Genomic DNA, 26,209 nt, shown 5'->3' with positions numbered 1-26,209 from the left:
CCCCGCGGGGAGAGGGCTGGGGTGAGGGCTCCCCCTCCCATCAAGGCCCATCCAGCCGTTTCGCCAACCCTTCCAGCACCGGCCGGATCTTTTCCCCCACGCGAATCTGCGGATTCGAGAACCCGTCCTCCTTGCCGGCCTCGATTTCGCGGCGCTGGATCAGCGGCACGGCGGCAGCGAAGGCCTTCTCGAACGAGTGGGTCTTGCGCAATTCCTCGTCGAACATCGCGCGGCCGAAGAAAGTGAGTTCCGACAGCCGGCCGCAACCGTAGGAAGTGTGCGTGGCATCGGCAGCCGTCATCACCAGCGTTTCATCGCTGGCAATGGCATCGATCCATCCGCCCGAGAAACACGCTGAGATCGCGACCACGCGATGCTTCACGCCGGCATCGTCCAGCGCCTTGCGCAAATCCTCGGGCGTGAGCCACGGCACCGTCAGCGGCCAATGCGACGCGGCAAGCTTGTGGTCGCTCGCGCCATGCGAGGTCAGGTAGATGACGAGCACATCTTCTTCGCGGTCCATGCGGTCGGCCAGCGCCGCGATGCCGCGCTTCAGGTTCAGCGGCGTGGCCCACGGCAAGGTGTCGGTGGTGGTCGCATGGTTGACCAGTTGCAGCACACGTCCCTTGGCGTCGAAGCGGTCTTCCAGCAGGTGCGTGACCATGTTGCTCTCGCGCAGGAAGACGTCCTCGGTCGCATAGGGCGCGAACACCAGCGCGTAGACGTTGGAATGACCCGGTCGCCGTTCGGCCAACCCGTCGACGGCGCGTTGCCACAGCGCCTGCTGTTGCTCGAAGGTCTCCTGATCGAGGCGCATGCGGGCAGGCTCGGGCTCGTCGGAGGCGGCGCTGCGGTCCGCTTCCCAGACGTGCGTCTGCTCCTCGAGCGCCTGCCACAACCCGAGGCCCAGGATCATGGCCATGCCCGGCGCGAACAGCGCGAGCCGGACGCGCGACGTCGCGAACCGGGCCATCAGCCGCATCTGCGCCGCCACCGACCAGCCAAGCAGCGCGCCGTAGACCGCCCAGAAGCCCCGCACGCCGGTCAGCGGCTTGGGCAGCCAGCCGCGCACGAAGGCGATCGACAGCAGGACCATCAGCAGGCTGGCCGGAATTCCCGCCCAACTGGCGAGCGCAAGCCAGCGCGGCAAGCGTCCCGCTACGCCTGCTGCCGCACGCCCCGACAGCGTCCACCACCCCAGCCACAGCAGGGCGCTGATTGTCCACAGGTAGTTGAACGCGATCGGCGCATTGAGGACGGCCGGCCCCTTGATCTCGAAGCGTTCGGCGGCCAGCAGCAGCAGGTTGGGCAGCAGCACGATCACCAGCAATTGCCAGGGCGACGGCACCGCCTCGCCGATGCGCGGTGCCAGGAGCAGGGCGCTTCGCAGGCCTTCGGTGATCCATTTCAGGATGCCGGCGCGCATTGGCACCGTCGGTGTTGCGGGTGGCATGGTCAGGCTGGCGTCAGCCAGCGAATTCGCGGAAGGTTCCTCTGTCATGCCGGGATGATGCCTTTGCATAGGGCTGTTTTTGCTTGGGCCTGCCGCATGGCCGAGTTTTCGAGAATAATTCTCATTTTGCAGACTTGGACCCCAGGGTGACCACAATGAATGGAGCGGCCTTGACCGCCATGAGCCTCGACCAGTTGCCCATGAACCAATGGGCCACCGTGGTCGACCTGACGCTGCCTGACGCGGCGGAAGACCGCGAACTGGTGCTGCGCCTCACCGAGATCGGTTTCGTGCCCGGAGAAGCCGTGCGCATCGTGGCCGCCGGCGTGCCGGGGCGCGAACCCATTGCCGTGCGCCTGGGCCATACGACTTTCGCGCTGCGCCGCCACGAGGCGTCCTTCATCCGCGTGATGCCAGGAGTGGTCGGACATGGTTGAAGCCACGCTCAATTTCCAGCCCGGTGCCACCGGCACGGCGACCACGCCGCCTGGCCGCATCGCGCTGCTCGGCAACCCCAACTGCGGCAAGACCGCGCTGTTCAACCTGCTGACCGGCAGCCGCCAGAAGGTCGCCAACTACGCCGGCGTCACCGTCGAGCGCAAGGAAGGCGTCTTGCGCACCGCGGGCGGCCGCCGCGTGTTCGTGCTCGACCTGCCGGGCGCCTACAGCCTCAATGCGCTGTCGGCCGATGAAGCCGTGACGCGCGATGTTGTCACCGGCAAGAGCAAGGAAGCCTTGCCAGACCTGCTGGTGTGCGTCACCGACGCGACCAACCTGCGCCTGAACCTGCGCCTGGTGCTTGAAGCGCGCGAGCTCGGCTTGCCCATGGTCGTCGCGCTCAACATGACCGACATGGCGAAGAAGCAGGGCATCACGGTCGATGCCGCCGCCTTGTCGCGCGAACTGGGCGTGCCCGTCATCGAAACCGTGGGCGTGCATGCCGGCGGCGCGCAGAGCCTGCTCGAGCAACTCGATGCGCCCGTGGCGAGCGCCTCGCCCGTGCCCTGGCAGGCGCCCGCCATGGCCGACGTGCTAGCCACCCAGCGCGAAGTGCGCCGCATCCTCGGCGTGGCCGTGCGCGAGCCGGTCGGCAGCCTGGCCACCAGCGACAAGATCGACCGCGTGGTGCTGCACCCGTTGTGGGGCATGCTGGTGCTGGGCGTCACGCTGTTCCTGATGTTCCAGGCCGTGTTCAGCTGGGCCACCGTGCCGATGGACGGGATCAAGGCCGGCACCGAAGCCTTCGGCAATCTCATCAAGGCCATCGTGCCCGAGGGCATGCTGCAGAGCCTGCTGGTCGATGGCATCGTGGCGGGCGTGGGCGGCGTGATCGTCTTCCTGCCGCAGATCCTGATCCTGTTCTTCTTCATCCTCGCGCTGGAAGATTCGGGCTACCTGCCGCGTGCGGCGTTCCTGCTCGACCGCGTGATGGGGACGGTGGGCTTGTCGGGGCGCTCGTTCATCCCTCTGCTGTCGAGCTTTGCCTGCGCCATTCCGGGCGTGATGGCGACGCGCACCATCAGCAACTGGCGCGACCGGCTCACCACGATCATGATCGCGCCGCTGATGACCTGTTCGGCGCGGCTGCCCGTCTATGCCTTGCTGATCGCCGCCTTCATTCCCGAGAAGACGATTGGCGGCCTGTTCAACCTGCAAGGCATCGTGCTGTTCGGGCTGTATGCCTTCGGGATCGTTTCAGCGATGGCGGTGGCGTGGGTCATGAAGCGCTTCCGGGACAACCAGTCGCATTCGCCGCTACTGATGGAATTGCCCGCCTACCGCTGGCCCAATCCGCGCAACCTGGCGCTCGGCCTCTACGAGCGGGCCTGGATCTTCCTGCAGCGCGTGGGCACCATCATCCTCACGCTCACGATCCTGCTGTGGTTCCTCTCGACCTTCCCGTCGCCGCCCGAAGGCGCGACCGGCCCGGCCATCCAGTACAGCCTCGCCGGCATGCTGGGGCGCGGGCTGGAACACATCTTCGCGCCGATCGGTTTCAACTGGCAGATCTCCATTGCGCTGGTGCCGGGCATGGCCGCACGTGAAGTGGCCGTCGGTGCTCTGGGCACCGTATATGCGCTCTCGGCCACCGGCGAGGAAGTCGCCGGCCAGTTGCAGCCATTGATCGCCCAGAGCTGGTCGTTGGCCACGGCGCTGTCGCTGCTGGTCTGGTACGTGTTCGCGCCGCAATGCATCTCGACGCTGGCGGCCGTGAAGCGCGAGACCAATTCATGGAAGTACGTCTGGATCATGGCGGGCTACCTGTTCGGCCTGGCGTACCTGGCCTGCTTCGTCACCTACCGGATTGCCCTCGCGCTGGGCTGGGGTTGAAGACCATGACGCAACAAATCATCGTCGGGCTGATCGTCGCCGCTGCCGCCATCTATGCCGCCTGGCGCTGGATGCCGGCTGGCTGGAGACGCGGTGCCGCGCAGAAGCTGGCCGCCGGCGGACAGCGCGCCGGACTGGTCGACGAGGAGCGGGCCAGGCAGCTTGCCGCGTCGCTTTCGAAGTCCTCGGGCTGCGGCGCGTGCGACAGCTGCGGCGCCTGCAGCACCGGTGACGCCAAGCCCGCCGACAAGAGCGCCAAGCCCGTACACTGAGCCGCATGGCGGCCAACATCATCGTTGCCGGTGGCGGCATCGGCGGACTCGCGACCGCGCTTGCGTTGGCCCTCCAGGGGCATCGCATCGAGCTGCTCGAGCAGGCGCCCGCGTTCACTGAAATCGGCGCCGGCGTACAACTGGGTCCCAATGCAACGCGCCGGCTGCTGGCGCTGGGGCTCGGCAAGCCGCTGGCCGCGATCGCCGCCAAGCCCGACGCACTCACAGTGCGCAGCGCCGCGAGCAACGCGGTGCTGGGCCGCATGCCACTGGGCAGCGCGGTCGAGCATCGCTACCGCGCGCCGTACTACTGCGTGCATCGCGCCGACCTGCATGCGCTGTTGCTGAAGGCCGTGCGCGCCCGCAAGCAGGTGACGCTGAGCACCGGCGCACGCATCGTCGATGTCCGTCGCGACGACAACTTCGTCTGCGTCGCCAGCGCCGACGCGCGCGCCTGGGAAGGCGATGCGCTCGTCGGCGCCGACGGTCTGTGGAGCCTCGTGCGCCATCAGGTGATCGAGGCGGATGCGCCGCCGCGCGCGACCGGCCACATGGCCTGGCGCGCCACCGTTGCGCAGCAAGCGCTGCCGGTGGCCTTGCGCTGCCATGGCGTCGAGGTCTGGCTCGGCCCCAGGCTGCATGCCGTCGCCTATCCGGTGCGCGGCGGCCGGTTGCTCAATGTGGTCGTCATCGCGGAGTCGATACCGACTGGTGATGTCCGCGACTGGGACCAGGCCGGCAGCCTCGCCGCGCTGCAACAGGCCACCGGCCGCAGCGGTGCCGGCTTGCAGGCGCTGCTCGAAGCGATGCCCGCCTGGCGCACCTGGACGCTGAGCGATCGCCCACCACTGAAGAGCGCCGACCAGATGGCCAGCGGCCGCATCGCCCTGCTGGGCGACGCCGCGCATCCCATGCTGCCGTACCTCGCCCAAGGAGCAGGCATGGCCATCGAGGATGCGGTGGCGCTTGCGCAGGCGCTGGGCAGCACCGACGCTGCCGGCGTGCCTCAGGCCTTCGCACGCTACGCCGCCGAGCGCTGGCAGCGCAATGCGCGCGTGCAGTCGCGGGCGCAGCGCAACGGCACGATCTTTCACGCGACCGGGCCGGTGCGGGTGGGTCGGGACGTTGCGATGCGGATGCTGGGGAAGGTGTTGCTGGATCAGCCCTGGTTGTACAAGGGCTGAGGGCAGCTCAGAGATCCGTGCGCAGCTTCCAGATCTCCGGAAACAACACCACATCGAGCATCTTGCGCAGATAACTCACGCCGCCAGTGCCACCCGTGCCTCGCTTGAAGCCGATCACACGCTCGACCGTCGTCACATGGCGGAAGCGCCAGAGGCGGAAGGCGTCCTCGATGTCGGTGAGTTTCTCGCCCAACTGATAGACGTCCCAGTACTTGTGCGGATCGCGGTAGGCCACCAGCCAGGCTTGCTCGACCGCATCGCTGGCTTCGTAGGGCAAGGTCCAGTCGCGATCGAGCCGATCGGCAGGCACGTCCAACCCGCGCCGCGCGAGCAGCCGCAGGGCCTCGTCATAGAGCGATGGCGCCTTGTACGCCGCCTCGACGCGCGCGAGCAGGTCGGGGCGATGCGCATGCGGTTGCAGCATGGCCGCGTTCTTGTTGCCGAGCGCGAATTCGATGCAGCGGTACTGCGCACTCTGGAAGCCGCTCGACTTGGCGAGGTACGGCCGCATGGCGCTGTATTCGGGCGGCGTCATCGTCGCCAGCACGGTCCAGGCGCCGACCAGCTGTTCCATGATCCGCGTCACGCGCGCCAGCATCTTGAAGGCATCGGGCAACTGCTCGTTGGCGACGCAGCGAATGGCGGCATGCAGCTCGTGCAGCAGCAGCTTCATCCACAGCTCGCTGGTCTGGTGCTGCACGATGAACAGCATCTCGTCGTGCGCGGGGGAGAGTGGATGCTGGGCGTTCAGGACTTCGTCGAGGTGCAGGTAGTCGCCATAGCTCATCGACTCGCTGAAGTCGAGCTGGGCCTTTTCTTCGTGGACGATCTTTTCGGTGCTCATGGGGCCGCTCACGTCACTGCATTCTTCGCATTGAACTCGGGGCGTTGCCACTCGTGGCTTTCGAGGACTTGCAAAAGGTGCTCCACCGAATTCCACACATCCTCGAATCCCAGGTACAGCGGCGTGAGGCCGAAGCGCAGGATGTCCGGCATCTGGTCGTCGCCCGCGCGGTAGTCGCCGATCACGCCGCGCGCGATCAACGCCTGCACGATGGCGTAGGCACCTTCTTCGCGGCTCAGGCACACCTGCGAGCCGCGGCCGGCATGCGCGCGCGGCGTGACGAGCGACAGGCCATGGCCGGCACAGCGCTCTTCGACGAGCCGGATGAAGAGGTCCGTGAGGGCGAGCGACTTGGTTCGCAGTGCCGCCATGCCACCATGCGGTTCAGCTGCCAGCACCGTGTCGAGCCCGCATTCGAGGCCGGCCAGCGCCACGATGGGCTGCGTGCCGCACAGGTAGCGCGCGACGCCCGACGCAGGGCGGTAGTGCGGCGTGAACTCGAAGGGCGCGGCATGGCCCCACCAGCCGGACAGCGGCTGCACGAACTTGTCAGCATGCCGCGCATGGATCCAGGCGAACGCGGGCGCGCCGGGGCCGCCGTTGAGGTACTTGTAGCCGCAGCCGATGGCGTAGTCTGCCTTGCTTTCGTTGAGCGCCACCGGCACTGCGCCGGCGCTGTGCGCGAGGTCCCACACGGTGATCACGCCCGCCGCATGCGCGGCGGCGGTGATAGCCTTCATGTCGTGCATCGCGCCGGTGCGGTAGTTGACGTGCGTGAGCATCAGCACCGCCACTTCATCGGTCAGCACGGCCGGCAATTCGCTGGCGTCGATCAGCTTCAGCGTGAAGCCGCGCTCGCGGCACATCGACTCGGCGATGTAGAGATCGGTCGGGAAGTTGCTGCGTTCGCTGATCACGAGCTTGCGGTCCGTGCCGGCCTGCTGCGACAAGGCCGAGAACAGCACCTTGTACAGGTTGATCGACGTGCTGTCGGTGCACACCACTTCGCCCGGCGCGGCGCCGACGAGGCGTGCGACCTTGTCGCCGAGGCGTTGCGGCAGGTCGAACCAGCCGGCGGTGTTCCACGAGCGGATCAGGCCTTCGCCCCATTCCTTGGCCACCACTTCGGCAATGCGCGCGGGTGCGGCCTTGGGCAGCACGCCCAGTGAATTGCCGTCGAGGTAGATCACGCCTTCCGGCAGCATGAATTGGTCGCGCAGCGCGCGCAGCGGGTCTTGCGCATCGAGTGCGCGGCAGTCGTCGAGGGTGGTCATTTGAGTTGGGGGGTCAGGTTCCGCGCAGGATCGCGCGGACGGGGGAGGCATCGGCGCTGACCAGCTTGAGCGGCAGCGCGATGAGTTCGTAATCGCCTTCGGGCACGTCGTCGAGCACCAGGTTCTCGAGCACGCGCAGGCCGAGGCGGCGGATGACCTGGTGGCTGTCGAGCGTCTTGCTGTCGGCCGGGTCGATGCTGGCGGTGTCGATGCCGACCAGCTTCACGCCGAGCGCGGCGAGGCGCTCGATGGTCGAAGGCGCGTAGGCGGCAAGGGCGCCGTCCCATCGATGGACGGGCGCGTGCTCGTACGTGCGCACCAGCACGCGCGGCGGCAGGTCGGCGACGGCGTGCTCGATGTGCGCCCACTCGATCAAGGGACCGCGCGCGATCGCATGGATGACGCGGCAAGGGCCGAGGTATGGCGACAGGTCCACGTCGCCGATCGTCGCGCCGGCCGGGTCATAGTGCAGCGGCGCATCCGCATGCGCGCCGACGTGCGGCGACAGCGTGATCTCGCTGACGTTCACCGGGCAGCCGGGCCCGATGCTCGCGGCCCAGCGCTGCTGGTAGGGCGTGTCGCCGGGGAACACCGGTGCGCCGACGTACACGGGCGGCGAGATGTCCCAGATGCGGGGGGCGGGAAATGTCATGGGCGCAAAGGTAGCGCCGCTCGCGGCCTCGTGGTGTCGGTTATTTCCAACGTCGAGGTGACGAATGAAGACAATCCACATTGCAGCGAAGCTCGCCGCAGGGTCGCGTCACCCGGGGACGACGTGCGGTGCGAGATCCCCTTGACGGCGAGCGACCGGGTCGTCGGGGTATTCATCGTGCAGACGCAGCCAGCCGTAGGTCGGCTCCTGCGGCCAGCCGGGTGGCGACTGCTCCCAGGCTTCCTGGCGTCCCCATGGCGTGAGATCGAGCAGGCCGAAGGTGTTGCTGCCCTGTTCCACGCCGCGCCCCGAGGTGAACCAGCTCTGGAACACGCGGTCGCCCTGGCGCATGAACACCGACAGGCCGAACGACGCGTTGTCCTGCGCCGTGACCATCTCTTCATGGAAGCTCGTGCCGTGGCAGGACACCCACGGAAAGGTCCAGCCCATGCGCGCCTTCACCCGCTCGATCTGCGGCACCTTCGCGCGCGACACCATCGTGAAGGACGTGCGCCGCGCATGCAGGTGGGCGAAGTTGTTCATGAGGTTGTCGCTGTACTTGGAGCAGCCCGGGCAGATGTGGTCCGAGCCGTGGTTCAGCATGTTGTGATAGATGATGAGCTGGTCGCGGCCCTCGAACAGGTCGACGAGGCGCAGGTCGTTGCGCGTGGGCGACGCGAAGCGGTAGTCGCGCACGATCTCGGTCATGGGCAGGCGGCGGCGCCGTGCGTTCAGCGCGTCGTGGGCGCGCATGAGTTCCTTTTCTGCCTTGAGCAGGTCGTCGCGGGCGGCTTGCCACTCGGGGCGCGACACGATGGCGGGGTAGTTCAAGCGGCACCTCCTTGGAGACATGTGAACACTGTACACATCGTCGATGAAGGCGTAAAGCGTGCGCGCGCAGGCCCTTCGGCCGTCGCGGTCATCCGGCGTCGCGCACGTCCAGCCACGCTGCTGGCGCTGCCGCGCCACCGGCTCGCTACGCGATCCGACCGAGCAAAAGGAACTCCATGAGTGCCTTTTGCGCGTGCATCCTGTTTTCCGCCTCGTCCCAGACGACCGACTGCGGGCCGTCGATCACATCCGCCTCGACCTCCTCGCCACGGTGCGCGGGCAGGCAGTGCATGAAGAGCGCGTCGGGCTGGGCCACGGCCATCATCTCGGAGTCCACGCACCAGTCGGCGAAGGCCTTGCGCCGCGCTTCGTTCTCGGCCTCGTAGCCCATGCTGGTCCAGACGTCGGTGGTCACCAGGTCGGCGCCGCGGCAGGCTTCCATCGGGTCCTTGAAGACCTTGTAGCTGTCGTTCGAGCGGATGCCCGCCACCGACTGGTCGACTTCGTAGCCGCTCGGCGTGCTCAGGTGCACCTTGAAGCCGAGGATCTCGCTGGCCTGAAGCCAGGTGTTGGCCATGTTGTTGCCGTCGCCGACCCAGGCCACCGTCTTGCCGGCGATCGAGCCGCGATGCTCGATGTAGGTGAAGATGTCCGCCAGGATCTGGCAGGGATGGAACTCGTTGGTCAGCCCGTTGATGACCGGCACGCGCGAATGCTCGGCGAACTTCTCGATCTTGGTCTGCTCGAAGGTGCGGATCATCACCAGGTCGACCATGCGGCTGATGACCTTGGCGCTGTCGTCGATGGGCTCGGCACGGCCCAGCTGGCTGTCCCCTGTGGTCAGGTGCACCACGCTGCCGCCGAGCTGGTACATGCCGGCCTCGAAGCTCACGCGCGTGCGCGTCGAGGCCTTCTCGAAAATCATCGCCAGCGTGCGGTCGACCAGCGGCTGGTGGCGCTCGTAGGCCTTGAACTTCTTCTTGATGAAGGCGGCGCGTGCGAACACGTGCGCGTATTCGTCGGCGCTGAAGTCGGAGAACTGCAGGTAGTGGCGGACCTCCGTCATGCCTGCGGCTCCGCCAGGAAGGCTTTCACGACCGGCGCGAGGATGGCCACGATCTCGTCAGCTTCGGCGATGGTCAGGATCAGCGGCGGCACCAGGCGGATCACGCTGTCGGCTGTCACGCTGAGCAGCAGGCCGGCCTCGGCCGCGCGGTTGAGGATGACGCCGCACGGACGATCCAGCTCGATGCCCAGCATCAGCCCCTGGCCGCGCACTTCCTTCACGCCCGACATGCGCGAGAACTCGCGCTCCAGTGCCGACTTGAGGTGCGCGCCGACGGTGGCCGCGTTCTCGAGCAGCTTCTGCTCTTCCATGATCCGGATGGTCTCGATGCCCGCACGCATTGCCAGCGGATTGCCGCCAAAGGTCGTGCCGTGGTTGCCCGGCTGGAACAGCTTGGCCGCCTTCGGTCCCGCGACCACCGCGCCGATCGGCACGCCCGAGCCCAGGCCCTTGGCCAGCGGCATCACGTCCGGCTTGATGCCGGCCCACTGGTGCGCGAACCACTTGCCGGTGCGGCCCATGCCGCACTGCACCTCGTCGATCATCATGAGCCAGTCCTTCTGGTCGCAAAGGGCGCGCACCTGCTTCAGGTAGTCCCAGCGCATCGGGTTGATGCCACCTTCGCCCTGGATGGTCTCGAAGAACACCGCGACCACGTTCGGATTGCCCTCGGTGGCCTTCTTGAGTGCGTCGATGTCGTTCAGCGGCACGCGGATGAAGCCTTCGACCAGCGGGCCGAAACCGGCCTGGATCTTCGGGTTGCCCGTGGCCGACAAGGTGGCGATCGAGCGGCCATGGAATGCCTTCTCGTAGACCACGATCTCGGGCTTCTCGATGCCCTTCTCATGGCCGAACTTGCGTGCCAGCTTGAGCGCGGCCTCGTTCGCTTCCAGTCCGGTGCAGCAGAAGAAGGCATTGGTCAGGCCCGAGAGCTCGGTCAGCTTGGCCGCCAGCGTTTCCTGGCCCGGCACGTAGTAGTAGTTGGAGCTGTGGATCAGCTTGGTCAGCTGGTCCTGCAGGGCAGGCACCAATTCGGGGTGGTTGTGGCCGAGCGTGTTCACCGCAATGCCGCCCAAGCCATCGAGATAGGCCTTGCCGTTGGTATCCCAGACTCGGCAGCCTTGCCCGTGCGACATCGCGATCGGCAGGCGACCGTAGGTGCTCATGACGTGGGGCTCGGTGGGCTGGGGAATGGCGCTCATTGTTCAATCTCCGAAAAGGGAAGCGAATTCTAGGGCGGCCACCCTCGTGCTTTGCTGAGGATTGCGCATCACAGCAATGCCCTCTGGCACGGCGCATGCGAGGCTGCCGGTAAAATCATTGTGCGCCGCAGCACAACGCTCTTGCCGGCCGCCCACCCGCCCCATGGACATTCCCAGCACCAAGAAATTTTTCATCCAGGGCGTCACCCACGACGGCCGGACCTTTCGTCCGAGCGACTGGGCCGAGCGCCTGGCCGGCGTGATGAGTTCGTTTCGCCCCGGCGGCGCAACGCCCGACAGCTACCTGAGCTACTCGCCCTGGTGCGTGCCCACGACCATCAACAACGTCAAGTGCGTGATCGTCAGTCCCGAGTTGCGCGACCACGAAGTGATGGCCTGGGACTTCGTCATGAATTTCGCCCGCGACAACGACCTCACTGTGGCCGAGGCCTGCATGCTGCCCGAATAGGACAAGGCGAAACACCCATGAAAAAACCGCCCGAAGGCGGTTTTTTACTTTTGCTGCAGCGCACCCCTGTCAAACGGCGGATGAAAGCGCTGTGGCGATCATCCGGGCTTGGCCCGACGAAAGTGTCAGGCGGCGGCTGCGGGGGCCAGGGCGAGCGCCTTGACCTTGGCCGACAGGCGGCTCTTGTCGCGAGCTGCCTTGTTCTTGTGGAAGATGCCCTTGTCGGCCACGAGGTCGACAATGCTCTGTGCCTTGGCGAACAGATCCTTCGCCTTGGTCACGTCGCCGGCCAGCACGGCCTTTTCGACGTTCTTCACAGCGGTACGGTATTTGGAGCGCAGCGAGGTGTTCGCAGCGTTGAGCTTGACGTCCTGGCGGACGCGCTTGCGGCCCGACGCGAGGCGCGGGTTCTTTTTCTTCGGCTTGGCGGATGCCATGATTTAGTTCCTTGGTGTCTGGGGATGTTGCAGCAAAGCCGAAGATTATAGCCCGAGACCTGTCGCTCACCCCCAGGTCGCCGCGTGGCGGCTCTCACCCCCTACCGCGGGCAACACCAATGGCCCGGCGAAGTCGGATCCATGGTGTTTCACGAACGGCCTTTGCGGCGCTTGCCTGCAACAGGGTGCGTCGGGTAGGTGCACCTACACTCCCCGCGCCGTGTCCCTATTCAAATCCGCCTCCACCGTCTCCCTGCTGACGCTCGCTTCGCGCATCACCGGTCTCATCCGCGATGTGCTTTTCAGCTCCGTATTCGGCGTCAACGCCCTCACGGATGCTTACTACGTCGCCTTTCGCATACCCAACCTGTTTCGTCGGGTATTGGGGGAGGGCGCTTTCAGCCAAGCCTTCGTGCCGGTGCTGGCGGCCTGCAAGACGGAGGAGGGCGAGGCCGGGGCGAAGAAGCTGGTGGACCATGTCGGCACGCTGCTGACCTGGACGCTGGTGGTGCTGTGCATTGCCGGCGTGATCGGCGCGCCGCTCATGGTGTGGGCGATGGCGAGCGGGCTGCAGAAATCCGGCGGCTTCGACGGCGCCGTGATCATGACGCGCTGGATGTTCCCGTACATCGGCTTCATGTCGCTGGTGGCGCTGGCGGGCGGCATCCTGAACACCTGGCGCAAGTTCGTGGTGCCGGCGGCGTCGCCGGTGCTGCTCAACATCGCGCTCATCACGTCGATCGTGGTGGGTGCGCCGCTGTTCACACGCTGGGGCATCGAGCCGATCTACGCGCAGTGCGTGGGGGTCATGGTGGGCGGTGTGCTGCAACTGGCGCTGCAATTGCCGGCGCTGAAAAAGATCGGCATGCTGCCGCGCATCGGCGTGCGCATCTCGGCCATTCGCGAGGCATGGGCTGACCCGGGCACGCGCAAGATCCTGCGGCTGATGCTGCCAGCGCTCATCGGTGTGAGCGGCGCGCAGATTTCGTTGCTGATCAATACCCAGATCGCCTCGCACCTTGCCGAGGGCAGCGTCACCTGGATCACCGCCGCCGACCGCCTGATGGAATTCCCCAGCGCCATGCTGGGCGTGGCGCTGGGTGTGGTGCTGATGCCGCAACTCGCCAGCGCACGCGCCGCCAAGGACGACCAGCGCTTCTCCGCCATGCTCGACTGGGGCCTGCGCCTCATCGTGCTGCTGGCGGTGCCCTGCGCGCTGGCCTTGCTGGTGTTCGCAAAGCCCCTGGTGGCGGTGCTGTTTCACAACGGCGCCTTCGATGACGCCAGCGTGCTGCGCACGGCCGAAGCGCTGATGGGCTATGGCACCGGGCTCCTGGGCATCGTCTCGATCAAGGTGCTGGCGGCGGGTTTCTACGCGCGCCACGACATGCGCACGCCAATGCGCATCAGCCTGGCCACACTGGCTCTGACGCAACTGCTCAACCTCGCACTGGTGCCCTTCCTGCAGCATGCGGGGCTGACGCTCTCGATCGGCATTGCGCAACTGGTCAACGCCACGGCGTTGCTGATCGGGCTGCGCCGCGTCGGCAGCTTCAAGCCGGGGCCGGGATGGTGGCTCTTCATCGCGCAGGTGACCGCGGCCACGCTGTTGATGGGCGCCTTGCTGGTCTGGGCCAATGGCCATTTCGACTGGATCGGCCTGCGCGAGCAACGCCTGCTGCGCATCGGCCTCCTGGCGGCCGTGATCGCAGGCGCCGCTGCGCTCTATTTCGGGGCGCTGGCGCTGGCGGGCGTCAAGCTGCGCAGTTTCATGCGGCGCTGAGGCCCGCAACAGGGCCGCACAGGGCCGCACATGGCTGCAAATGCGCCGGCTGGCGTACTCCGCCTTGACGCTCCCCGCCCGCTCTACTACAAAGACACATGCCGTTGAGCCTTTCCGCTCCCACCGCCCTGGAGTACTTCCGTACCCTGGTGGAGAGCGACGACCATTTCCCCCTCCTGGAGGCCGCTGCCAGCCTCGCGCAGGACGAATACCCCGACCTCGACGTGCAGCAGGTGCTAGGCGACATCGATCAGTTGCTGGCCCGTTTGAAGCGCCGCCTGCCCGCCGATGCAGCGCCCTTGCAACGGTTGCGACTGCTCAACCAGTTCTTTTTCCATGACCTGAACTTCGGCGGCAACGTCAACGACTACTACGACCCCGACAACAGCTACCTGAACGCCGTATTGCGCACACGCCGCGGCATACCGATCTCGCTGGCCGTGCTGTGGATGGAACTGGCGCAGGGCCTCGGCCTGCAGGCGCGCGGCGTCGGGTTTCCGGGGCACTTCATGCTCAAGGTCACGCTGCCGAAGGGGCAGGTGGTGATCGATCCGTTCACCGGCCGCTCGCTCTCCCGCGAGGAACTCACCGAGCGGCTGGAGCCCTACAAGCGCAGCAACGGCCTGGTGGGAGATTTCGACGTTCCGCTGGGCCTCTACCTGCAGCCCGCCACGCCGCGCGACATCATCGCGCGCATGCTGCACAACCTGAAGGAAGTGCATCGCACGCAGGAAGACTGGCAGCGCGCCATCGCGGTGCAGGACCGGCTGATCGTGCTCCTGCCCGAGGCTTGGGGCGAGCATCGCGACCGCGGCCTGGCGCATGCCGCGCAGGGCAATGCATCGCTCGCGGTGCGCGACCTCGAAACCTACCTGGCCCATGTGGAAGACGCGCTCGACATCGACGCGATTGCCGAGCGTGTCGCGGCCTTGCGCCGCGCCGAAAACTGATGGCTGCGGACCGCGACGGCGGGCCCCTCGGGCTGCCGCGCAGGACCGAGGCGGCGCCAGGCGTCGGTGTCGCGGGCGGCCTGGGCGCCCGGCATCAATTCCATGGCATCCAGCCGGTGTTGCCGGTTTCCGACGTGACGCGCGCGGCGCGCTATTTTCGCGACGTGCTGGGCTTCGAGCTGGACTTCATCGCCGGCGAGCCGCCGAGCTATGCGCGGGTTCGGCATGTGCCCGCTTTCGATGCCTTCGATGCGGACGCTCGAAGCGGCGGAAATGGACTCGTCCGGCACGCCATCGTGCCGGACGGCCACGGCCAGGGCGACGCCGTCTACATCCGCCTGTGGCAATGCAATGCGCGGGAAACGCGCCAGTGGCGCGGCGAAATCGTCATCCATGTGGGTTATGACGTCGATGGATTGCATGCGACCTACCTCAAGCGCGGCGTCGAGGTGGTCGAGCCGCCTGCGTCGCAGCCCTGGGGCTTGCGCGAATTCGCCATTCGCGAGCCGGACGGCCACGTGCTGCGTTTTTGCGGCTATCTGTAGGCGTGCGTCAGCGCCGTGCGGGCGCTGCCTGCCTGGACGGTGACCCGGGCAGTCCGAACTGCCGCCAAGCGCGGCGCAGTTGCGTGTCGGAACTGAATCCCGCCCGCTCCGCCGCGCGCGTGACCGTGGCGCCGGAGCCCAGCGCGAGCTGTGCACTGGCCAGGCGGATGCGGCGCAGGTACTCCAGCGGCGGCACGCCTGCATGCTCGACGAACAGCCGCGTCAGGTGCCGCGGCGACGTCAGGGCGACACCGGCCATGCGTGGCACGTCCCACTTGTTGCCGGGTTGCTCGCTCACCGCGTCCTGCACACGGTGCAACGCGGCATGCATGTGGTTGCGATAGGCGAGGAAGGGCGACAACTCCGGGTCGTGCGGGCCGCGTCGCAGCGCCACCACCATCGTCTGCGCCACCTGCGCCGCGAGCGCCTCCCCGCAGGTCTCGCCGATGCGGTGCAGCACCAGGTCGATGCCGGTCGTCACGCCGGCGCTGCTGTAGAGGGGCGCGTCGAGCACGAACACGCGATTGGCGACCACGTCGCAGCGTGGCTCGATACGTTGCAACTCGTCGAGGTGATGGTGGTGCGTGGTGGCGCGCCGGCCGGCGAGATGGCCTGCGTGCGCGGCGAGCACGGCACCTGCGCAGACCGTCACCAGTTCGAGCCGGCCGGCCTCCAGCCGCAGGCCACGCAGCCAGTGCAGCAGCGCGCGGGCCTCAGGGTTCTCGACGTCAATGGCGTCGCCCGGCAACCCGACCAGCACCACCCAGGTGGCCCGATCGTCCCAATGCGTCGGCAGCGGCGCCAGGCCTTGCAATGCGACGCCCACGGACGTGACCGATGCAGACTCGGCACTGACGAATTCCAGCGCGAATCGGGCCGCGTCGCCACGAGCCACCAGCTGCTGGTTGGCGATACGCAAGGCCTCGGCCGGCCCGGCCCAGTCGAGCACCAGGCTGCGGGCCTGCAGCACGAAGACTACGCGGGTTCTTGGGTCTCGTTCTCGGTCCATTCGAAGTCCATCTGACGCGCCGTGCGCTCGGCCAGTGCGCGGCCGGCCAGGCGTTCGACCAGGTGCAGGCTCATGTCGATGCCCGCGCTGATGCCGGCCGATGTGACGACGCGGCCGTTGTCCACCCAGCGGGGGCCTTGCTGCACCTGCAGCGCCGGAAACTGTCGACGCAGATCAGCCACGTCTTCCCAGTGCGTCGTGACGATGTCGCCATCGCCGGCCACGCCGGCCGCGGCCAGCAGGAAGGCGCCGGTGCATACGGAGGCCGTGATGCGCGCCGCGCCCGCCTGCCTTGCGATCCAGGCCAGCGTGGCGCTGCTGGCCATCGGCGTGTCGACGACCCCGCCGGGCACGATCAGCACATCGGCCGGAGGGCTCTGGGCCAGGGTGTGGTCCGGCAGCAGGCGCAGGCCGGCGCGTGCGGCGACCGCCTGCCCTGTATCGGCAACGTCCGCCACCGAGGCCACGGAGAACAAGGGCGCGGCATCGGGATGCAGGCGCTGGTGCATGCGGGTGGCTGTGGTGAAGACCTCGAACGGTCCTGCGAAGTCCAACGCTTCCACGCCATCGAAGGCCAGGATCAGCACCTTAGACATGGACCGCCGCCTTCCTGTCCGCGAGCAGGTCGGCGGGCGCAGCCCAGCCGGGCAACTGGCTGATGCGCTCGAGCCAGCCGGCCACGCCCGGCGGCACATCGACCTGCGCCTGGTCGGCCCAGTAGAGGTAGCCGCACAGGCTGAAGTCGGCAACGCTCGGCGCGTCGTCGAGGACGAAGCGGCGACCATCGCGGAACTCCTGGTCCAGCCGATGGATGTCGTGCGCATAGCGTCGCTCGAACCACACCAGCGAGCCCTCCGGATAGCTCAGCGCATCGAAGCGCCGCGCGAAGCGCAGGTGCGCCAGGCTCAGGCCCAGCCGGTTGGCCTCCCAGAACAGCCACTCCTGCGCACGCGCCAGGCGGGCAGTGTCCTCTCCGCCGAAGCGGTGCGTCTGCGCCGCCAGGAAGAGCAGGATCGCGTTGGACTGCACATAGGCCTGCTGCCGGTACACCAGCACCGGCACCTCGCCATAGCGCGCCAGGCTGCGGAAGGGCTCCGGGCGCTCGGGGTGCGGCCCGGAGATGTCGACCACCTCGTAGTCATGCGGGATGTCGGCCACTTCCAGCGCGAGCTTGACCTTGAACGAGTGGCCGGATTCGGGATGCCCGTAAAGCGAGTAGTCCATCGGTGTCCTGACTTTCCTGACCTGTCAGCCCAGCCTGGCCAGCGCTTGCGACACCGTGCAGACATGGGCGAAGCGGCCTTCGAGCACGGTCGCGGTGCGCGCCTTGATGTCCGCGGCGGGCAAGGGCCGGCCGTCCGGCTGCACCATGTCGTAGGTGAGGGTGGCGTCGAGCACGTAGTCGACCTGCCAGCCGCTGTCCCAGGCGTGGCGGGTGGTCGTCTCGCAGCATTGCTCGGTGCGGATGCCGCTGACGATGATCTTGCCGATGCCGTTCTGCGTGAGCCACACGTCCAGGCCGGTGCCAACGAGCGCGCTGTGGCGATGCTTGGTGAAGGTGGCTGCGGGTGCGAAATCGGTGAGCCCTTCCAGCGGGCGCACATGGCCCGAGGCCAGCGCAAAGGGGTTGCCGGCGACTTCCGGCCCGTCCGAATGAAGCACCCGTACGACCGGCACATCGGCCGCCACGCAGCCCTCGATCAACGCATTCTGCGCAGCCAGGTACGGCGTCATGTCGCGTTCCGTCGAATAGGGGCGATGGCGGAACGACTCCTGGACGTCGATCACTATGAGACAGCTTTTCATGGGCGCGCCCTTTTCGGCGAAGTGGATGGTGCGCCTGATCTTCCTTCGCGACAAGCCCGCCGTCCCAGCCGGGAAGGACACGAACCGATCAATAACGGACAACAAGCGTCTGTCGCGCGTTCAAACGAGCTTGGCCGCCTGGAGCTCTTTCTTGAGATACGCGTAGAACAGCGGCGCCGCCACCAGCCCGGCCGGGCCGAACACCGCCTCGGCCACGAACATCACCGCCAGCAGTTCCCACACGGCCATGTGCGTGCGGCTACCTACAACCTTGGCGTTGATCACGTACTCCGCCTTGTGGATCAGGATCAGGAAGACCAGGCACGCGGCCGCTGCCATCGGCGACACCGACAGCCCCACCAGCGTGAGCACCGCGTTGCACAGGAGGTTGCCCACGATCGGCACCAGTCCGGCCACGAAGGTCAGCGTGATGAGCGCCGGCGCATACGGCAACTCCAAGTCCCAGAGCGGCAGGATCAGCAACAGGAACAGCGCGGTCAGCATCGTGTTGAAGGCTGCAATCCAGAACTGCGCCGCCACGATCTGCCGAAAAGCCTCGCCAAACAAGCGGATGCGCCGGCGCAATTCATTGGCTAGCGGCCCCTGGAGCTTGCTGTCGCGCGCCAATCCGGCCAGCGAACCGACGATCAGGCCGACGTATGAAAACAGCAATCCACCCAGCCAGGCCCGTCCCGTGTTCGCCAGGGCGCCAGCCTGCGCGCGCAGATAGTTCGCCACCATGCGTTGAACCTCGCCGGAACCTTCAGGCAGGTACATCGCCACTTCCGGCGGCAGCTTGAGCTTCAATTCAAGGATGGTGCGGGCGATGTAATCGAGCAGTTCCTGGTATTGCTCAGGTGCATTGAGCACGAACTCGCGCGCTTCCGTGTAGCCCAGCGCCAGCAGCCCGATGGGCGCCAGCACCACCAGCGCGGCGGCAGCGCCTCCGGCCCAGGAGGACTGTCTCGTGCCGTCGCCGAATGTCCATGCGCGGCGCAGCAGGCCGTGGAAGAGCCGCGAGAGACGGCGCGTGCCAAGGAAGCCGATGCAGACGAACAACAAGCCCGGGAGCAAGTTCTGCCACAGCACCAGCAACAGGCCGCCGGTGATCAGCAGGTAGCTGGCGATCACCACGTTGCGGGAGGCCGGCGTGCCGCGGCCCGCCACTTCGCGCAAGTCAGGATTCGCCGCCGCGGAGGCGCGTTTCTCCTGTGTCGGGACGCGCTGCGGCCGGAGTTCCTTCACGTCAGCGGACCACCACCACAGCGCCCTCGCCGCGAGCGGCGATCACGCCAATTTCGTGGACCGATTCGCCGGCTGCGCGCAGCGTCGCGGCGCAGGCCGCCGCGTGCGCGGGGTCGATCACCACCACCATGCCGATGCCATTGTTGAAAGTACGGTTCATCTCGATGTCGTCGATGCCGGCCACCTTCTGCAGCCAGGCGAAAAGCTCAGTTTGCGGCCAGCTGCCCTTTTGCAAGTGGGCGGCCATGCCCTCGGGCAGCACACGCGGGATGTTCTCCAGCAAACCGCCGCCGGTGATGTGGGCCAGTGCCTTGATCGGGTGCAGGCCGAGCGCCTCGAGCACCGGCTTCACGTAGAGCCGCGTCGGCGCCATCACGGCCTGGCGGAAGGGCCGGCCATCCAGCGTCGCAGGCAGGTCGCTGCCCGCGCGTTCGATCACCTTGCGCACCAGGCTGAAGCCGTTCGAATGCACGCCCGCGGAGGCAAGCCCCAGCACCACGTCGCCCGGCTTCACGCTGGCGCCGGTGAGGATCTTCGACTTCTCGACCGCGCCGACCGCGAAGCCCGCCAGGTCGTATTCGCCGGCCGGGTACATGCCGGGCATCTCCGCCGTCTCGCCGCCGATCAGTGCGCAGCCGCTCAATTCGCAACCGCGCGCAATGCCGCCGATGACCGCCGCAGCGGTGTCGACTTCGAGCTTGCCGCAGGCGAAATAGTCCAGGAAGAACAACGGTTCGGCGCCTTGCACCAGCACGTCGTTCACGCTCATCGCGACCAGGTCGATGCCGACCGTGTCGTGCATGTTCCATTCGAAGGCCAGCTTGAGCTTGGTGCCGACGCCATCGGTGCCGCTCACCAGCACCGGTTCCTTGTAGCGCTTGGGCACTTCGAACAGCGCGCCGAACCCGCCGATGCCGGCCAGCACGCCTTCGCGCATGGTTTTCTTCGCAAGCGGCTTGATGCGGTCGACCAGGGCATCGCCCGCGTCGATGTCGACTCCTGCATCCTTGTAGCTGAGAGGGGCGGGCGAGTTCGAGGTCATGGTGTGTGCGGGGACAGCGGGAAGCCGAGGGAGTGGGGAGGGGCGCCGGGCGCGATGCCCGGGCCGATAGAATTCGACACGATTTTAAGGGCCGCCGGCCCGCGCCTCTTCCTGCTCCATGAACCTCAGCACAGCGCCCACGATTGAATTGGCCGGTCACGGCACGGTACAGCGTTGCCGCGTCGGGGCATGAAACAACTCGCGCTCGATATCGGCCTGGCAACCAGCCCGACCCTGGCCGGCTTCTTCGCCGGTCCGAACGAGGCTGCCGTGCGCCACCTGCAGGTGTGGGTCGGCGAGGGCGCGCAGGCCTTGCATTCGCCGGTGCCCACCTACCTGTGGGGCGACGGCGGTTGCGGCAAGACGCATCTGCTGGAGGCGGTTTCCTCGGCGCTTCATGAGCAGGGCGGCACGGTGGGCTGGCTGCACGCGGACCTCGCGGAGCCGCCGGATTTCGACGAACGCTGGGTCGCCGTGCTGATGGACGATGTGCACCTGTACTCGGCGGTGCAGCAGCACGCCGCGTTCAACTGGTTCGTCAATGCACAGAGCCTGCAGCGCGGCGTGGTGGCAGCCGGTGCGTTGCCGCCGGCCGACCTGCCGCTGCGCGAAGACCTGCGCACCCGGCTCGGCTGGGGCCATGTGTTCCAGTTGCAACTGTTGAGCGAGGCCGAGCGTCGCGCGGTGCTGCGCCGGGCCGCCGACGCGCGCGGCGTCATGTTGTCGGACGAGGTGCTCGACTACATGCTGCACCGCTTCAGCCGCGACCTGGGCAGCCTGATCGAGTTGCTCGACCAGCTCGACGGCTTCGCATTGCGCACCCAGCGCGCCATCACGATCCCGCTGATCCGGGCGATGCTCGAGAACGAATGAGCGGCGCGAGCCGCGAACAGAACCCATGATCAAGAAATTCATAGACAAGCTCCTTGGCAAATCCTCCGGCGCCACGCGCTTCGGCAAACGCCAGGAAGTCCCTGCCAGCGTGCACGGCATCGACCCTGCGCTGGTCGACGAGCGTGCGAAGAACGTCGTCACCACGCTGCAGCAAGCGGGCTACGAGGCCTACGTGGTCGGTGGCGCCGTGCGCGACCTGCTGCTGGGACTGAGGCCCAAGGATTTCGACGTGGCGACCAACGCCACGCCCGAGCAGGTCAAGAGCCTGTTCCGCCGCGCCTTCATCATCGGCCGGCGCTTTCGCATCGTGCATGTGGTGTACGGGCGCGGCCGTGAGCATGAAGTCATCGAAGTCTCGACCTTCCGCGCCTACATGGACAACGCCGCCGCCGAGCAGGTCAAGGGCAACGAGCGCACCAGCAAGGGCGAGCTCGCGAGCATGAAGCATGCGGTGGATTCGTCGGGCCGCGTGCTGCGTGACAACGTCTGGGGCCCGCAGGACGAAGACGCTGCGCGTCGCGACTTCACCGTGAATGCCATGTATTACGACCCGGCCAACCAGGTCGTGGTCGACTACCACAATGGCATCAAGGACGCGAAGAAGCTCACGCTGCGCATGATCGGCGACCCGGCCACGCGCTATCGCGAAGACCCGGTGCGCATCATTCGCGCCATCCGCTTCTCGGCCAAGCTCGCCGGGCTCGGCTTCTCGCTGGAGCCCAAGACCAAGGCCCCGCTCGTCGATTCGAGCAAGCTCTTGGCCGACGTGCCGCAGAGCAGGCTGTTCGATGAAATGCTCAAGCTCCTGCAGACCGGGCACTCGATCGCGACCATCGCGCAGCTCAAGAAGCTGGGCCTGAGCACCGGCATCTATCCGCTGCTCGACGTCGTCGTCGAGCGCGCGGACCAGCCCTTCGTCACCGCCGCCTTGCAGGACACCGACCGCCGCGTCGGCGAGGGCAAGCCTGTCGCGCCGAGCTTCCTGCTCGCCTGCGTGCTGTGGGCCGACGTGCGCGACGGCTGGGCCGCGCGCATCGCAGGTCAGCACGGACAACGCGGCCAGCCCTCGTATCCGGCGCTGCAGGATGCGATCGATGACGTGTTCAATTCGCGCATCGGCGACGTGTCGGGCCGCGGCAAGCTGGCCGCCGACATGCGCGAGATCTGGATGATGCAGCCGCGCTTCGACAAGCGCGTCGGCGCCACGCCCTACAGCCTGGTTGAGCAGGCGCGCTTCCGTGCTGGCTTCGATTTCATGCGCCTGCGTGCGGACGTGGGCGAGGTCAGCGAGGAAATCGGCGAGTGGTGGCAGGAGTTCAGCACCGCCGATGACATGCGCCGGCAGGACCTGATGGACCAGGTGCGCGACGAGCAGAAGAAGGGGCCACGCGTGCGCGTTCGTGCGCCGCAGTCGCAGCAGCCAAAGCAGGAGGTGTCGCAGCCTCGTGCCGCCGCAACGTCCGCGTCGGCGCCGGAGATTGCCGTTCCACCCGATGGCGAGGCTGTCGCGCCGCGCAAGCGCCGGCGCCGCCGCAAGCCGCGCCCGGAGGGCGGTGGCGGCGGCGATCAGAACGCATCTTCGGGCGAGTGAGCATGCGTGCCTACGTCGCCCTCGGCGCCAACCTGGGCGACGCGAAGGCCACCGTGGAGCAGGCAATGGGAGCGCTGGATGGCCTCGCGCAAACGCGCGTCGTGGCGCGTTCGTCCATGTACCGGAGCGCACCCTTCGAGGCATCGGGGCCGGACTTCTACAACGCCGTCGTGGCGCTCGAATCGGGCCTGGATCCGGTCGCCCTGCTGGCCGAATTGCAGCGGCTCGAATCGCAGGCCGGCCGTGAGCGCCCGTACCGCAATGCGCCGCGCACGCTGGACCTGGACCTGCTGCTGCATGGCGCCTGCGCGCTCGACACGCCCGCGCTGACCTTGCCGCACCCGCGCATGCTGCAACGCGCGTTCGTGTTGCTGCCCCTTGCCGAGATCGCGCCAGACCTGGTCACGCCGCAACAGATCGCGGCGGTGGCAACCCAGGCGATAGAGCGCATTTGAGGTCGAGTGGTTCGCGACGAGAGGACGCAATCTGTTACACCAAATCCGGATCCTTGTCCAGTCCGCGGGCTACGGCCTAACCCTATTACACTTGCGCGGTTTTTCACAGCGGCGTCACGGACATGTGGTAGCCGCAACACTCCCAGGAGAGGCCATGTTCGGCAAGCTGCTGCCCCGCGAGGGGAATTTTTTCGAGATGTTCAACCAGCATGCCGACCGCATCGTGGAGGCGGCGCGTGCTTTCGAGCAACTGGTTGCCAACTACAACGACGTGCACCTGCGCGAGCAGTACAACCGCGACGTCGATAACGCTGAGCGTGCCGCCGATCGCGTGACCCACGACGTCAACCGCCTGCTGCACAAGACCTTCATCACGCCGATCGACCGCGAGCAGATCCACAAACTCATCAACACGATGGACGACGTGGCTGACCTGATCCAGGACTCGGCCGAAACCATGGCGCTGTACGACGTGCGCCACATGACCGATGAAATCGTGCGCCTCACCACGCTGAGCGTGAAGTGCTGCGACAAGCTGAAGGACACCGTCAAGTTCCTCGGCCGCATCGCCGAACCGGCCATCGCCGAGGCTGCGCTCAAGGGTTGCGAGGAAATCGACCGCATCGAATCCGATGCCGACCGCGTCATGCGCAGCGCCATGAGCAAGTTGTTCCGCGAAGAGCCCGACGTTCGCGAAGTGATCAAGCTCAAGGCGATCTACGAACTGCTGGAAACCATCACTGACAAGTGCGAGGACGTCGCCAACGTCATCGAAGGCATCATCCTCGAGAACTCCTGATGGAAGCGGTTCAGGTCAGCTTCTGGGTGGTCGCCCTGCTGGTCGCGCTGGCGATCGGCTTCGACTTCATGAACGGGTTCCACGACGCGGCCAATTCGATCGCGACCGTGGTGTCCACCGGCGTGCTCAAGCCGGGCCAGGCGGTGGTGTTTGCGGCCTTCTTCAACCTGATTGCGATCTTCATCTTTCACCTGAGCGTGGCCGCGACCGTCGGCAAGGGCATCGCGGACCCGGGCGTCATCGACGTGCACGTGGTGTTCGGCGCGCTGGTCGGGGCCATCAGCTGGAACCTCGTGACCTGGTACTACGGCATTCCGAGCAGTTCGTCGCATGCACTGATCGGCGGCATCGTCGGCGCGGTGATTGCCAAGTCCGGCTCCGGCGGACTGGTGGCCAGCGGCATCTGGAAGACGGTGGCCTTCATCTTCGTGTCGCCGCTGCTGGGCTTTTTCCTCGGCTCGATGATGATGGTGCTGGTGGCCTGGATCTTCCGCAAGTCGACACCGTCGCGCGTGGACCGCTGGTTCCGGCGGCTGCAACTGGTCTCGGCCGGTGCCTACAGCCTGGGCCACGGCGGCAACGATGCGCAGAAAACCATCGGCATCATCTGGATGCTGCTCATCGCCACCGGCTATGCCACTGCCAGCGATGCCAATCCGCCCACCTGGACCATCGTGAGCTGCTACACCGCGATCGCGCTCGGCACCATGTTTGGCGGCTGGCGCATCGTGAAGACCATGGGGCAGAAGATCACCAAGCTCAAGCCCGTCGGCGGCTTTTGCGCCGAGACGGGTGGAGCGCTGACACTCTTCCTCGCGACCGCGCTAGGCATTCCCGTGTCGACGACGCACACCATCACCGGCGCCATCGTCGGCGTGGGCTCGGCGCAGCGCGCCAGCGCGGTGCGCTGGGGCGTGGCGGGTACGATCGTGTGGGCGTGGATCTTCACGATTCCGGCGTCGGCCTTCGTGGCCGCGATCGCTTACTGGGTCAGCTTGCAGTTGTTCTGACCATCTCTGCATTCGGACGAGACGTCTGCGCGAACCGCTTCCGTCATCGCGACCTGGTGCGCCTGACGGGCTGCGTGGCCTACTGCGAAATCTTCCGGCCTTCCTCGACCTGGTATTCGAAGTAGCGCTGGAAGCTGAACGCGATGCTGGCCATCAGGATCGTGCTGCCAAACAGCAACGCCAAGACCACCGCCCCGATCGTCAGCCACTGCGTGCGGCCCGGCGGCGCGTCGAGCGGCGCACTGGCGTTGTAGCGGGCATTCCACTTCTCCGGCGTCATCAGGCCGTAGACGATGGCCGTCAGGGCGCAGCCCGCGATGGTGAAGCCGAGCAGCGGCACCAGCACCCAACTCCATGCGTCGTCCATCCCGTACATCCGGGCGCGCTCCAGGCCGTAGGCGCCGAGCGCAGTCGGGATGGGCAGCAACCAACCGGGCAGGCTGCCGAGGCCGCGCAGGTAGAAGCAGTGCAGGCCCAGCGGCCCGCCCAGGAAGGCGAGCCACGCGGCAAAGGTCTTGTTCTTCATTCGGGGTTTGTCGTGCTGCCTTGGCCGATCACTTTTTCCATCAGGACGATGTCGCGCCATTGGCCGAATTTCCAGCCGCAATCCTTGAGCACCCCGACGTGGCCGAAGCCCTGCGCGCGATGCACGCCGACGGAGCCGAGGTTTGCGGAATCGCCGATCACCGCGATCAGCTTGCGCACGCCGACAGCTTCCGCTGCCAGCGTCAGTTCGGCGAGCAGTTTCGCGCCCAGGCCCTGACCGCGCGCTGATTCGGCGATGTAGATGGAGTCCTCCGCTGAGAAGCGATAGGCCGGACGCGGCTTGAACCAGTTGCAATAGGCAAAGCCCACCACCTCGCCGTCCTGTTCCGCGACAAGGTAGGGCAGGTTTTTGGAGAGCACATCGGTGCGGCGCCCGGTCATGTCGGCCTCGGTCGGTGGCTCGGTTTCGAAGGAGCCGGTGCCATGCAGCACGTGGTGGGCGTAGATGGCGGTGATGGCTGCGACGTCTTCGTCGCGGCTCGGGCGAATGGTGAGCATGGGGAAGGGAAAAACGAGAAA

The 26,209-nt window shown here is 66.8% G+C and carries 29 protein-coding genes; 13 read left to right on the top strand and 16 right to left on the bottom strand.

The features are described 5' to 3' along the window. Window positions 1-40: 40 nt before the first annotated feature. On the bottom strand, window positions 41-1,501 hold the full coding sequence (locus tag HCU76_RS09175) for a C13 family peptidase (protein ID WP_256354086.1): 1,461 nt from the start codon (window positions 1,499-1,501) through the stop codon (window positions 41-43). 131 nt (window positions 1,502-1,632) lie between these two features. On the opposite strand from HCU76_RS09175, the gene HCU76_RS09170 reads away from it, so the two are divergent. Genes HCU76_RS09170 through HCU76_RS09155 form a run of 4 tightly spaced genes read left to right on the top strand, consistent with a single transcriptional unit; the run spans window position 1,633 to window position 5,240 of the window. Then, window positions 1,633-1,890, top strand: a complete 258-nt coding sequence (locus tag HCU76_RS09170; protein ID WP_256734953.1) for a FeoA family protein — start codon at window positions 1,633-1,635, stop codon at window positions 1,888-1,890. Beyond that, window positions 1,883-3,784: a ferrous iron transporter B gene (locus tag HCU76_RS09165; RefSeq protein ID WP_213955522.1), complete on the top strand. Its 1,902-nt coding sequence runs from the start codon at window positions 1,883-1,885 to the stop codon at window positions 3,782-3,784. Before HCU76_RS09170 ends, HCU76_RS09165 begins: the two co-directional genes overlap by 8 nt. Window positions 3,785-3,789: 5 nt before the next feature. Continuing rightward, window positions 3,790-4,056: a DUF6587 family protein gene (locus HCU76_RS09160; protein WP_213955523.1), complete on the top strand. Its 267-nt coding sequence runs from the start codon at window positions 3,790-3,792 to the stop codon at window positions 4,054-4,056. Window positions 4,057-4,061: 5 nt separating this feature from the next. Next, window positions 4,062-5,240 carry an FAD-dependent monooxygenase gene (locus HCU76_RS09155; RefSeq protein WP_213955524.1) on the top strand — a complete coding sequence of 393 codons (1,179 nt, stop codon included), beginning with the start codon at window positions 4,062-4,064 and terminating at the stop codon, window positions 5,238-5,240. Window positions 5,241-5,247: 7 nt separating this feature from the next. On the opposite strand, the gene kynA is transcribed toward HCU76_RS09155, so the two are convergent. From kynA to HCU76_RS09125, 6 genes are all read right to left on the bottom strand, one after another. Continuing rightward, window positions 5,248-6,084 (bottom strand): tryptophan 2,3-dioxygenase, encoded by an 837-nt coding sequence (kynA, locus tag HCU76_RS09150; RefSeq protein WP_213955525.1) that lies wholly within the window; start codon window positions 6,082-6,084, stop codon window positions 5,248-5,250. Window positions 6,085-6,092: 8 nt separating this feature from the next. Then, a complete protein-coding gene (gene kynU / locus HCU76_RS09145) occupies window positions 6,093-7,358 on the bottom strand; it encodes a kynureninase (RefSeq protein WP_218509058.1) in 1,266 nt (421 codons plus the stop codon). 13 nt (window positions 7,359-7,371) lie between these two features. Then, window positions 7,372-8,010, bottom strand: coding sequence for an arylformamidase (kynB, locus tag HCU76_RS09140; RefSeq protein WP_218509057.1), 639 nt, complete (start codon window positions 8,008-8,010; stop codon window positions 7,372-7,374). A gap of 108 nt (window positions 8,011-8,118) precedes the next feature. Beyond that, the gene (locus tag HCU76_RS09135; protein WP_218509056.1) at window positions 8,119-8,841 is read right to left on the bottom strand and encodes a DUF899 domain-containing protein; all 723 of its coding nucleotides are present in this window, start codon (window positions 8,839-8,841) and stop codon (window positions 8,119-8,121) included. A gap of 145 nt (window positions 8,842-8,986) precedes the next feature. Continuing rightward, window positions 8,987-9,907, bottom strand: a complete 921-nt coding sequence (gene argF / locus HCU76_RS09130; protein ID WP_213955529.1) for an ornithine carbamoyltransferase — start codon at window positions 9,905-9,907, stop codon at window positions 8,987-8,989. Continuing rightward, window positions 9,904-11,109 carry an aspartate aminotransferase family protein gene (locus tag HCU76_RS09125; protein ID WP_218509055.1) on the bottom strand — a complete coding sequence of 402 codons (1,206 nt, stop codon included), beginning with the start codon at window positions 11,107-11,109 and terminating at the stop codon, window positions 9,904-9,906. Before HCU76_RS09125 ends, argF begins: the two co-directional genes overlap by 4 nt. A gap of 163 nt (window positions 11,110-11,272) precedes the next feature. Here HCU76_RS09125 and HCU76_RS09120 point away from each other — a divergent pair, with 163 nt between their 5' ends. Beyond that, a complete protein-coding gene (locus tag HCU76_RS09120) occupies window positions 11,273-11,578 on the top strand; it encodes a DUF3579 domain-containing protein (protein ID WP_218509054.1) in 306 nt (101 codons plus the stop codon). A gap of 125 nt (window positions 11,579-11,703) precedes the next feature. Here the strand turns inward: HCU76_RS09120 and rpsT are convergent, their stop codons facing one another. Further along, on the bottom strand, window positions 11,704-12,015 hold the full coding sequence (rpsT, locus tag HCU76_RS09115; protein ID WP_213955532.1) for a 30S ribosomal protein S20: 312 nt from the start codon (window positions 12,013-12,015) through the stop codon (window positions 11,704-11,706). 220 nt (window positions 12,016-12,235) lie between these two features. Between rpsT and murJ the strand changes: the two genes are divergently transcribed. The 3 genes from murJ to HCU76_RS09100 all read left to right on the top strand — a co-directional run bounded on the left by murJ (window position 12,236) and on the right by HCU76_RS09100 (window position 15,293). After that, a complete protein-coding gene (murJ, locus tag HCU76_RS09110; protein ID WP_213955533.1) occupies window positions 12,236-13,798 on the top strand; it encodes a murein biosynthesis integral membrane protein MurJ in 1,563 nt (520 codons plus the stop codon). Window positions 13,799-13,896: 98 nt separating this feature from the next. Next, window positions 13,897-14,748: a SirB1 family protein gene (locus HCU76_RS09105; RefSeq protein WP_213955534.1), complete on the top strand. Its 852-nt coding sequence runs from the start codon at window positions 13,897-13,899 to the stop codon at window positions 14,746-14,748. After that, window positions 14,748-15,293, top strand: a complete 546-nt coding sequence (locus HCU76_RS09100; RefSeq protein WP_213955535.1) for a VOC family protein — start codon at window positions 14,748-14,750, stop codon at window positions 15,291-15,293. Before HCU76_RS09105 ends, HCU76_RS09100 begins: the two co-directional genes overlap by 1 nt. A 7-nt stretch (window positions 15,294-15,300) precedes the next feature. Here the strand turns inward: HCU76_RS09100 and HCU76_RS09095 are convergent, their stop codons facing one another. The 6 genes from HCU76_RS09095 to purM all read right to left on the bottom strand — a co-directional run bounded on the left by HCU76_RS09095 (window position 15,301) and on the right by purM (window position 20,395). Next, the gene (locus HCU76_RS09095; RefSeq protein ID WP_213955536.1) at window positions 15,301-16,302 is read right to left on the bottom strand and encodes a GlxA family transcriptional regulator; all 1,002 of its coding nucleotides are present in this window, start codon (window positions 16,300-16,302) and stop codon (window positions 15,301-15,303) included. Further along, window positions 16,269-16,898 (bottom strand): DJ-1/PfpI family protein, encoded by a 630-nt coding sequence (locus HCU76_RS09090; protein WP_213955537.1) that lies wholly within the window; start codon window positions 16,896-16,898, stop codon window positions 16,269-16,271. The genes HCU76_RS09095 and HCU76_RS09090 overlap by 34 nt, the downstream gene beginning before the upstream one ends. Further along, window positions 16,891-17,526, bottom strand: coding sequence for a glutathione S-transferase family protein (locus HCU76_RS09085; RefSeq protein ID WP_213955538.1), 636 nt, complete (start codon window positions 17,524-17,526; stop codon window positions 16,891-16,893). Before HCU76_RS09085 ends, HCU76_RS09090 begins: the two co-directional genes overlap by 8 nt. A 24-nt stretch (window positions 17,527-17,550) precedes the next feature. Continuing rightward, window positions 17,551-18,108 carry a cysteine hydrolase family protein gene (locus tag HCU76_RS09080; RefSeq protein WP_213955539.1) on the bottom strand — a complete coding sequence of 186 codons (558 nt, stop codon included), beginning with the start codon at window positions 18,106-18,108 and terminating at the stop codon, window positions 17,551-17,553. A 120-nt stretch (window positions 18,109-18,228) separates the two neighbouring features. Next, a complete protein-coding gene (locus HCU76_RS09075) occupies window positions 18,229-19,284 on the bottom strand; it encodes an AI-2E family transporter (protein WP_213955540.1) in 1,056 nt (351 codons plus the stop codon). 70 nt (window positions 19,285-19,354) lie between these two features. Next, window positions 19,355-20,395 carry a phosphoribosylformylglycinamidine cyclo-ligase gene (gene purM, locus HCU76_RS09070; protein WP_213955541.1) on the bottom strand — a complete coding sequence of 347 codons (1,041 nt, stop codon included), beginning with the start codon at window positions 20,393-20,395 and terminating at the stop codon, window positions 19,355-19,357. A gap of 189 nt (window positions 20,396-20,584) precedes the next feature. Between purM and hda the strand changes: the two genes are divergently transcribed. The 5 genes from hda to HCU76_RS09045 all read left to right on the top strand — a co-directional run bounded on the left by hda (window position 20,585) and on the right by HCU76_RS09045 (window position 25,144). Then, complete coding sequence (gene hda / locus HCU76_RS09065) at window positions 20,585-21,268, top strand: DnaA regulatory inactivator Hda (RefSeq protein WP_213955542.1); 684 nt, start codon at window positions 20,585-20,587, stop codon at window positions 21,266-21,268. A gap of 25 nt (window positions 21,269-21,293) precedes the next feature. Further along, window positions 21,294-22,880 (top strand): polynucleotide adenylyltransferase PcnB, encoded by a 1,587-nt coding sequence (gene pcnB / locus HCU76_RS09060; protein ID WP_213955543.1) that lies wholly within the window; start codon window positions 21,294-21,296, stop codon window positions 22,878-22,880. A 2-nt stretch (window positions 22,881-22,882) separates the two neighbouring features. Next, a complete protein-coding gene (gene folK, locus HCU76_RS09055; RefSeq protein WP_213955544.1) occupies window positions 22,883-23,335 on the top strand; it encodes a 2-amino-4-hydroxy-6-hydroxymethyldihydropteridine diphosphokinase in 453 nt (150 codons plus the stop codon). Between the two features lie 154 nt (window positions 23,336-23,489). Beyond that, entirely contained in the window at window positions 23,490-24,134 is a 645-nt protein-coding gene (locus HCU76_RS09050) for a DUF47 domain-containing protein (RefSeq protein WP_213955545.1), read from the top strand. Further along, window positions 24,134-25,144 carry an inorganic phosphate transporter gene (locus tag HCU76_RS09045; protein ID WP_213955546.1) on the top strand — a complete coding sequence of 337 codons (1,011 nt, stop codon included), beginning with the start codon at window positions 24,134-24,136 and terminating at the stop codon, window positions 25,142-25,144. The genes HCU76_RS09050 and HCU76_RS09045 overlap by 1 nt, the downstream gene beginning before the upstream one ends. 79 nt (window positions 25,145-25,223) lie before the next feature. Here HCU76_RS09045 and HCU76_RS09040 read toward each other — a convergent pair whose 3' ends face one another. Together HCU76_RS09040 and HCU76_RS09035 are read right to left on the bottom strand one after the other, a co-directional pair. Further along, window positions 25,224-25,670 (bottom strand): hypothetical protein, encoded by a 447-nt coding sequence (locus HCU76_RS09040; protein ID WP_213955547.1) that lies wholly within the window; start codon window positions 25,668-25,670, stop codon window positions 25,224-25,226. Then, window positions 25,667-26,188: a GNAT family N-acetyltransferase gene (locus HCU76_RS09035; RefSeq protein ID WP_213955548.1), complete on the bottom strand. Its 522-nt coding sequence runs from the start codon at window positions 26,186-26,188 to the stop codon at window positions 25,667-25,669. The genes HCU76_RS09040 and HCU76_RS09035 overlap by 4 nt, the downstream gene beginning before the upstream one ends. Between the last annotated feature and the right edge of the window lie 21 nt (window positions 26,189-26,209).

It is taken from the genome of Variovorax sp. dw_308 (genome assembly GCF_019207085.1).
Taxonomy (GTDB): Bacteria; Pseudomonadota; Gammaproteobacteria; order Burkholderiales; family Burkholderiaceae_C; genus Variovorax.
The sequence above is the reverse complement of the archived record's forward strand: the minus strand, read 5'-3'. Positions and strand labels throughout refer to the sequence as shown.

Coding starts and splice junctions, on each gene's coding strand:
- HCU76_RS09090 (WP_213955537.1), bottom strand. CDS start 16,898: ATGTCTAAGGTGCTGATCCTGGCCTTCGATGGCGTGGAAGCGTTGGAC.
- HCU76_RS09170 (WP_256734953.1), top strand. CDS start 1,633: ATGAGCCTCGACCAGTTGCCCATGAACCAATGGGCCACCGTGGTCGAC.
- HCU76_RS09095 (WP_213955536.1), bottom strand. CDS start 16,302: ATGGACCGAGAACGAGACCCAAGAACCCGCGTAGTCTTCGTGCTGCAG.
- rpsT (WP_213955532.1), bottom strand. CDS start 12,015: ATGGCATCCGCCAAGCCGAAGAAAAAGAACCCGCGCCTCGCGTCGGGC.
- HCU76_RS09040 (WP_213955547.1), bottom strand. CDS start 25,670: ATGAAGAACAAGACCTTTGCCGCGTGGCTCGCCTTCCTGGGCGGGCCG.
- argF (WP_213955529.1), bottom strand. CDS start 9,907: ATGACGGAGGTCCGCCACTACCTGCAGTTCTCCGACTTCAGCGCCGAC.
- HCU76_RS09050 (WP_213955545.1), top strand. CDS start 23,490: ATGTTCGGCAAGCTGCTGCCCCGCGAGGGGAATTTTTTCGAGATGTTC.
- HCU76_RS09125 (WP_218509055.1), bottom strand. CDS start 11,109: ATGAGCGCCATTCCCCAGCCCACCGAGCCCCACGTCATGAGCACCTAC.
- kynA (WP_213955525.1), bottom strand. CDS start 6,084: ATGAGCACCGAAAAGATCGTCCACGAAGAAAAGGCCCAGCTCGACTTC.
- HCU76_RS09080 (WP_213955539.1), bottom strand. CDS start 18,108: ATGAAAAGCTGTCTCATAGTGATCGACGTCCAGGAGTCGTTCCGCCAT.
- kynB (WP_218509057.1), bottom strand. CDS start 8,010: ATGACATTTCCCGCCCCCCGCATCTGGGACATCTCGCCGCCCGTGTAC.
- pcnB (WP_213955543.1), top strand. CDS start 21,294: ATGATCAAGAAATTCATAGACAAGCTCCTTGGCAAATCCTCCGGCGCC.
- HCU76_RS09035 (WP_213955548.1), bottom strand. CDS start 26,188: ATGCTCACCATTCGCCCGAGCCGCGACGAAGACGTCGCAGCCATCACC.
- kynU (WP_218509058.1), bottom strand. CDS start 7,358: ATGACCACCCTCGACGACTGCCGCGCACTCGATGCGCAAGACCCGCTG.
- HCU76_RS09120 (WP_218509054.1), top strand. CDS start 11,273: ATGGACATTCCCAGCACCAAGAAATTTTTCATCCAGGGCGTCACCCAC.
- HCU76_RS09045 (WP_213955546.1), top strand. CDS start 24,134: ATGGAAGCGGTTCAGGTCAGCTTCTGGGTGGTCGCCCTGCTGGTCGCG.
- HCU76_RS09155 (WP_213955524.1), top strand. CDS start 4,062: ATGGCGGCCAACATCATCGTTGCCGGTGGCGGCATCGGCGGACTCGCG.
- HCU76_RS09165 (WP_213955522.1), top strand. CDS start 1,883: ATGGTTGAAGCCACGCTCAATTTCCAGCCCGGTGCCACCGGCACGGCG.
- HCU76_RS09085 (WP_213955538.1), bottom strand. CDS start 17,526: ATGGACTACTCGCTTTACGGGCATCCCGAATCCGGCCACTCGTTCAAG.
- HCU76_RS09175 (WP_256354086.1), bottom strand. CDS start 1,501: ATGACAGAGGAACCTTCCGCGAATTCGCTGGCTGACGCCAGCCTGACC.
- hda (WP_213955542.1), top strand. CDS start 20,585: ATGAAACAACTCGCGCTCGATATCGGCCTGGCAACCAGCCCGACCCTG.
- purM (WP_213955541.1), bottom strand. CDS start 20,395: ATGACCTCGAACTCGCCCGCCCCTCTCAGCTACAAGGATGCAGGAGTC.
- HCU76_RS09105 (WP_213955534.1), top strand. CDS start 13,897: ATGCCGTTGAGCCTTTCCGCTCCCACCGCCCTGGAGTACTTCCGTACC.
- HCU76_RS09100 (WP_213955535.1), top strand. CDS start 14,748: ATGGCTGCGGACCGCGACGGCGGGCCCCTCGGGCTGCCGCGCAGGACC.
- folK (WP_213955544.1), top strand. CDS start 22,883: ATGCGTGCCTACGTCGCCCTCGGCGCCAACCTGGGCGACGCGAAGGCC.
- HCU76_RS09160 (WP_213955523.1), top strand. CDS start 3,790: ATGACGCAACAAATCATCGTCGGGCTGATCGTCGCCGCTGCCGCCATC.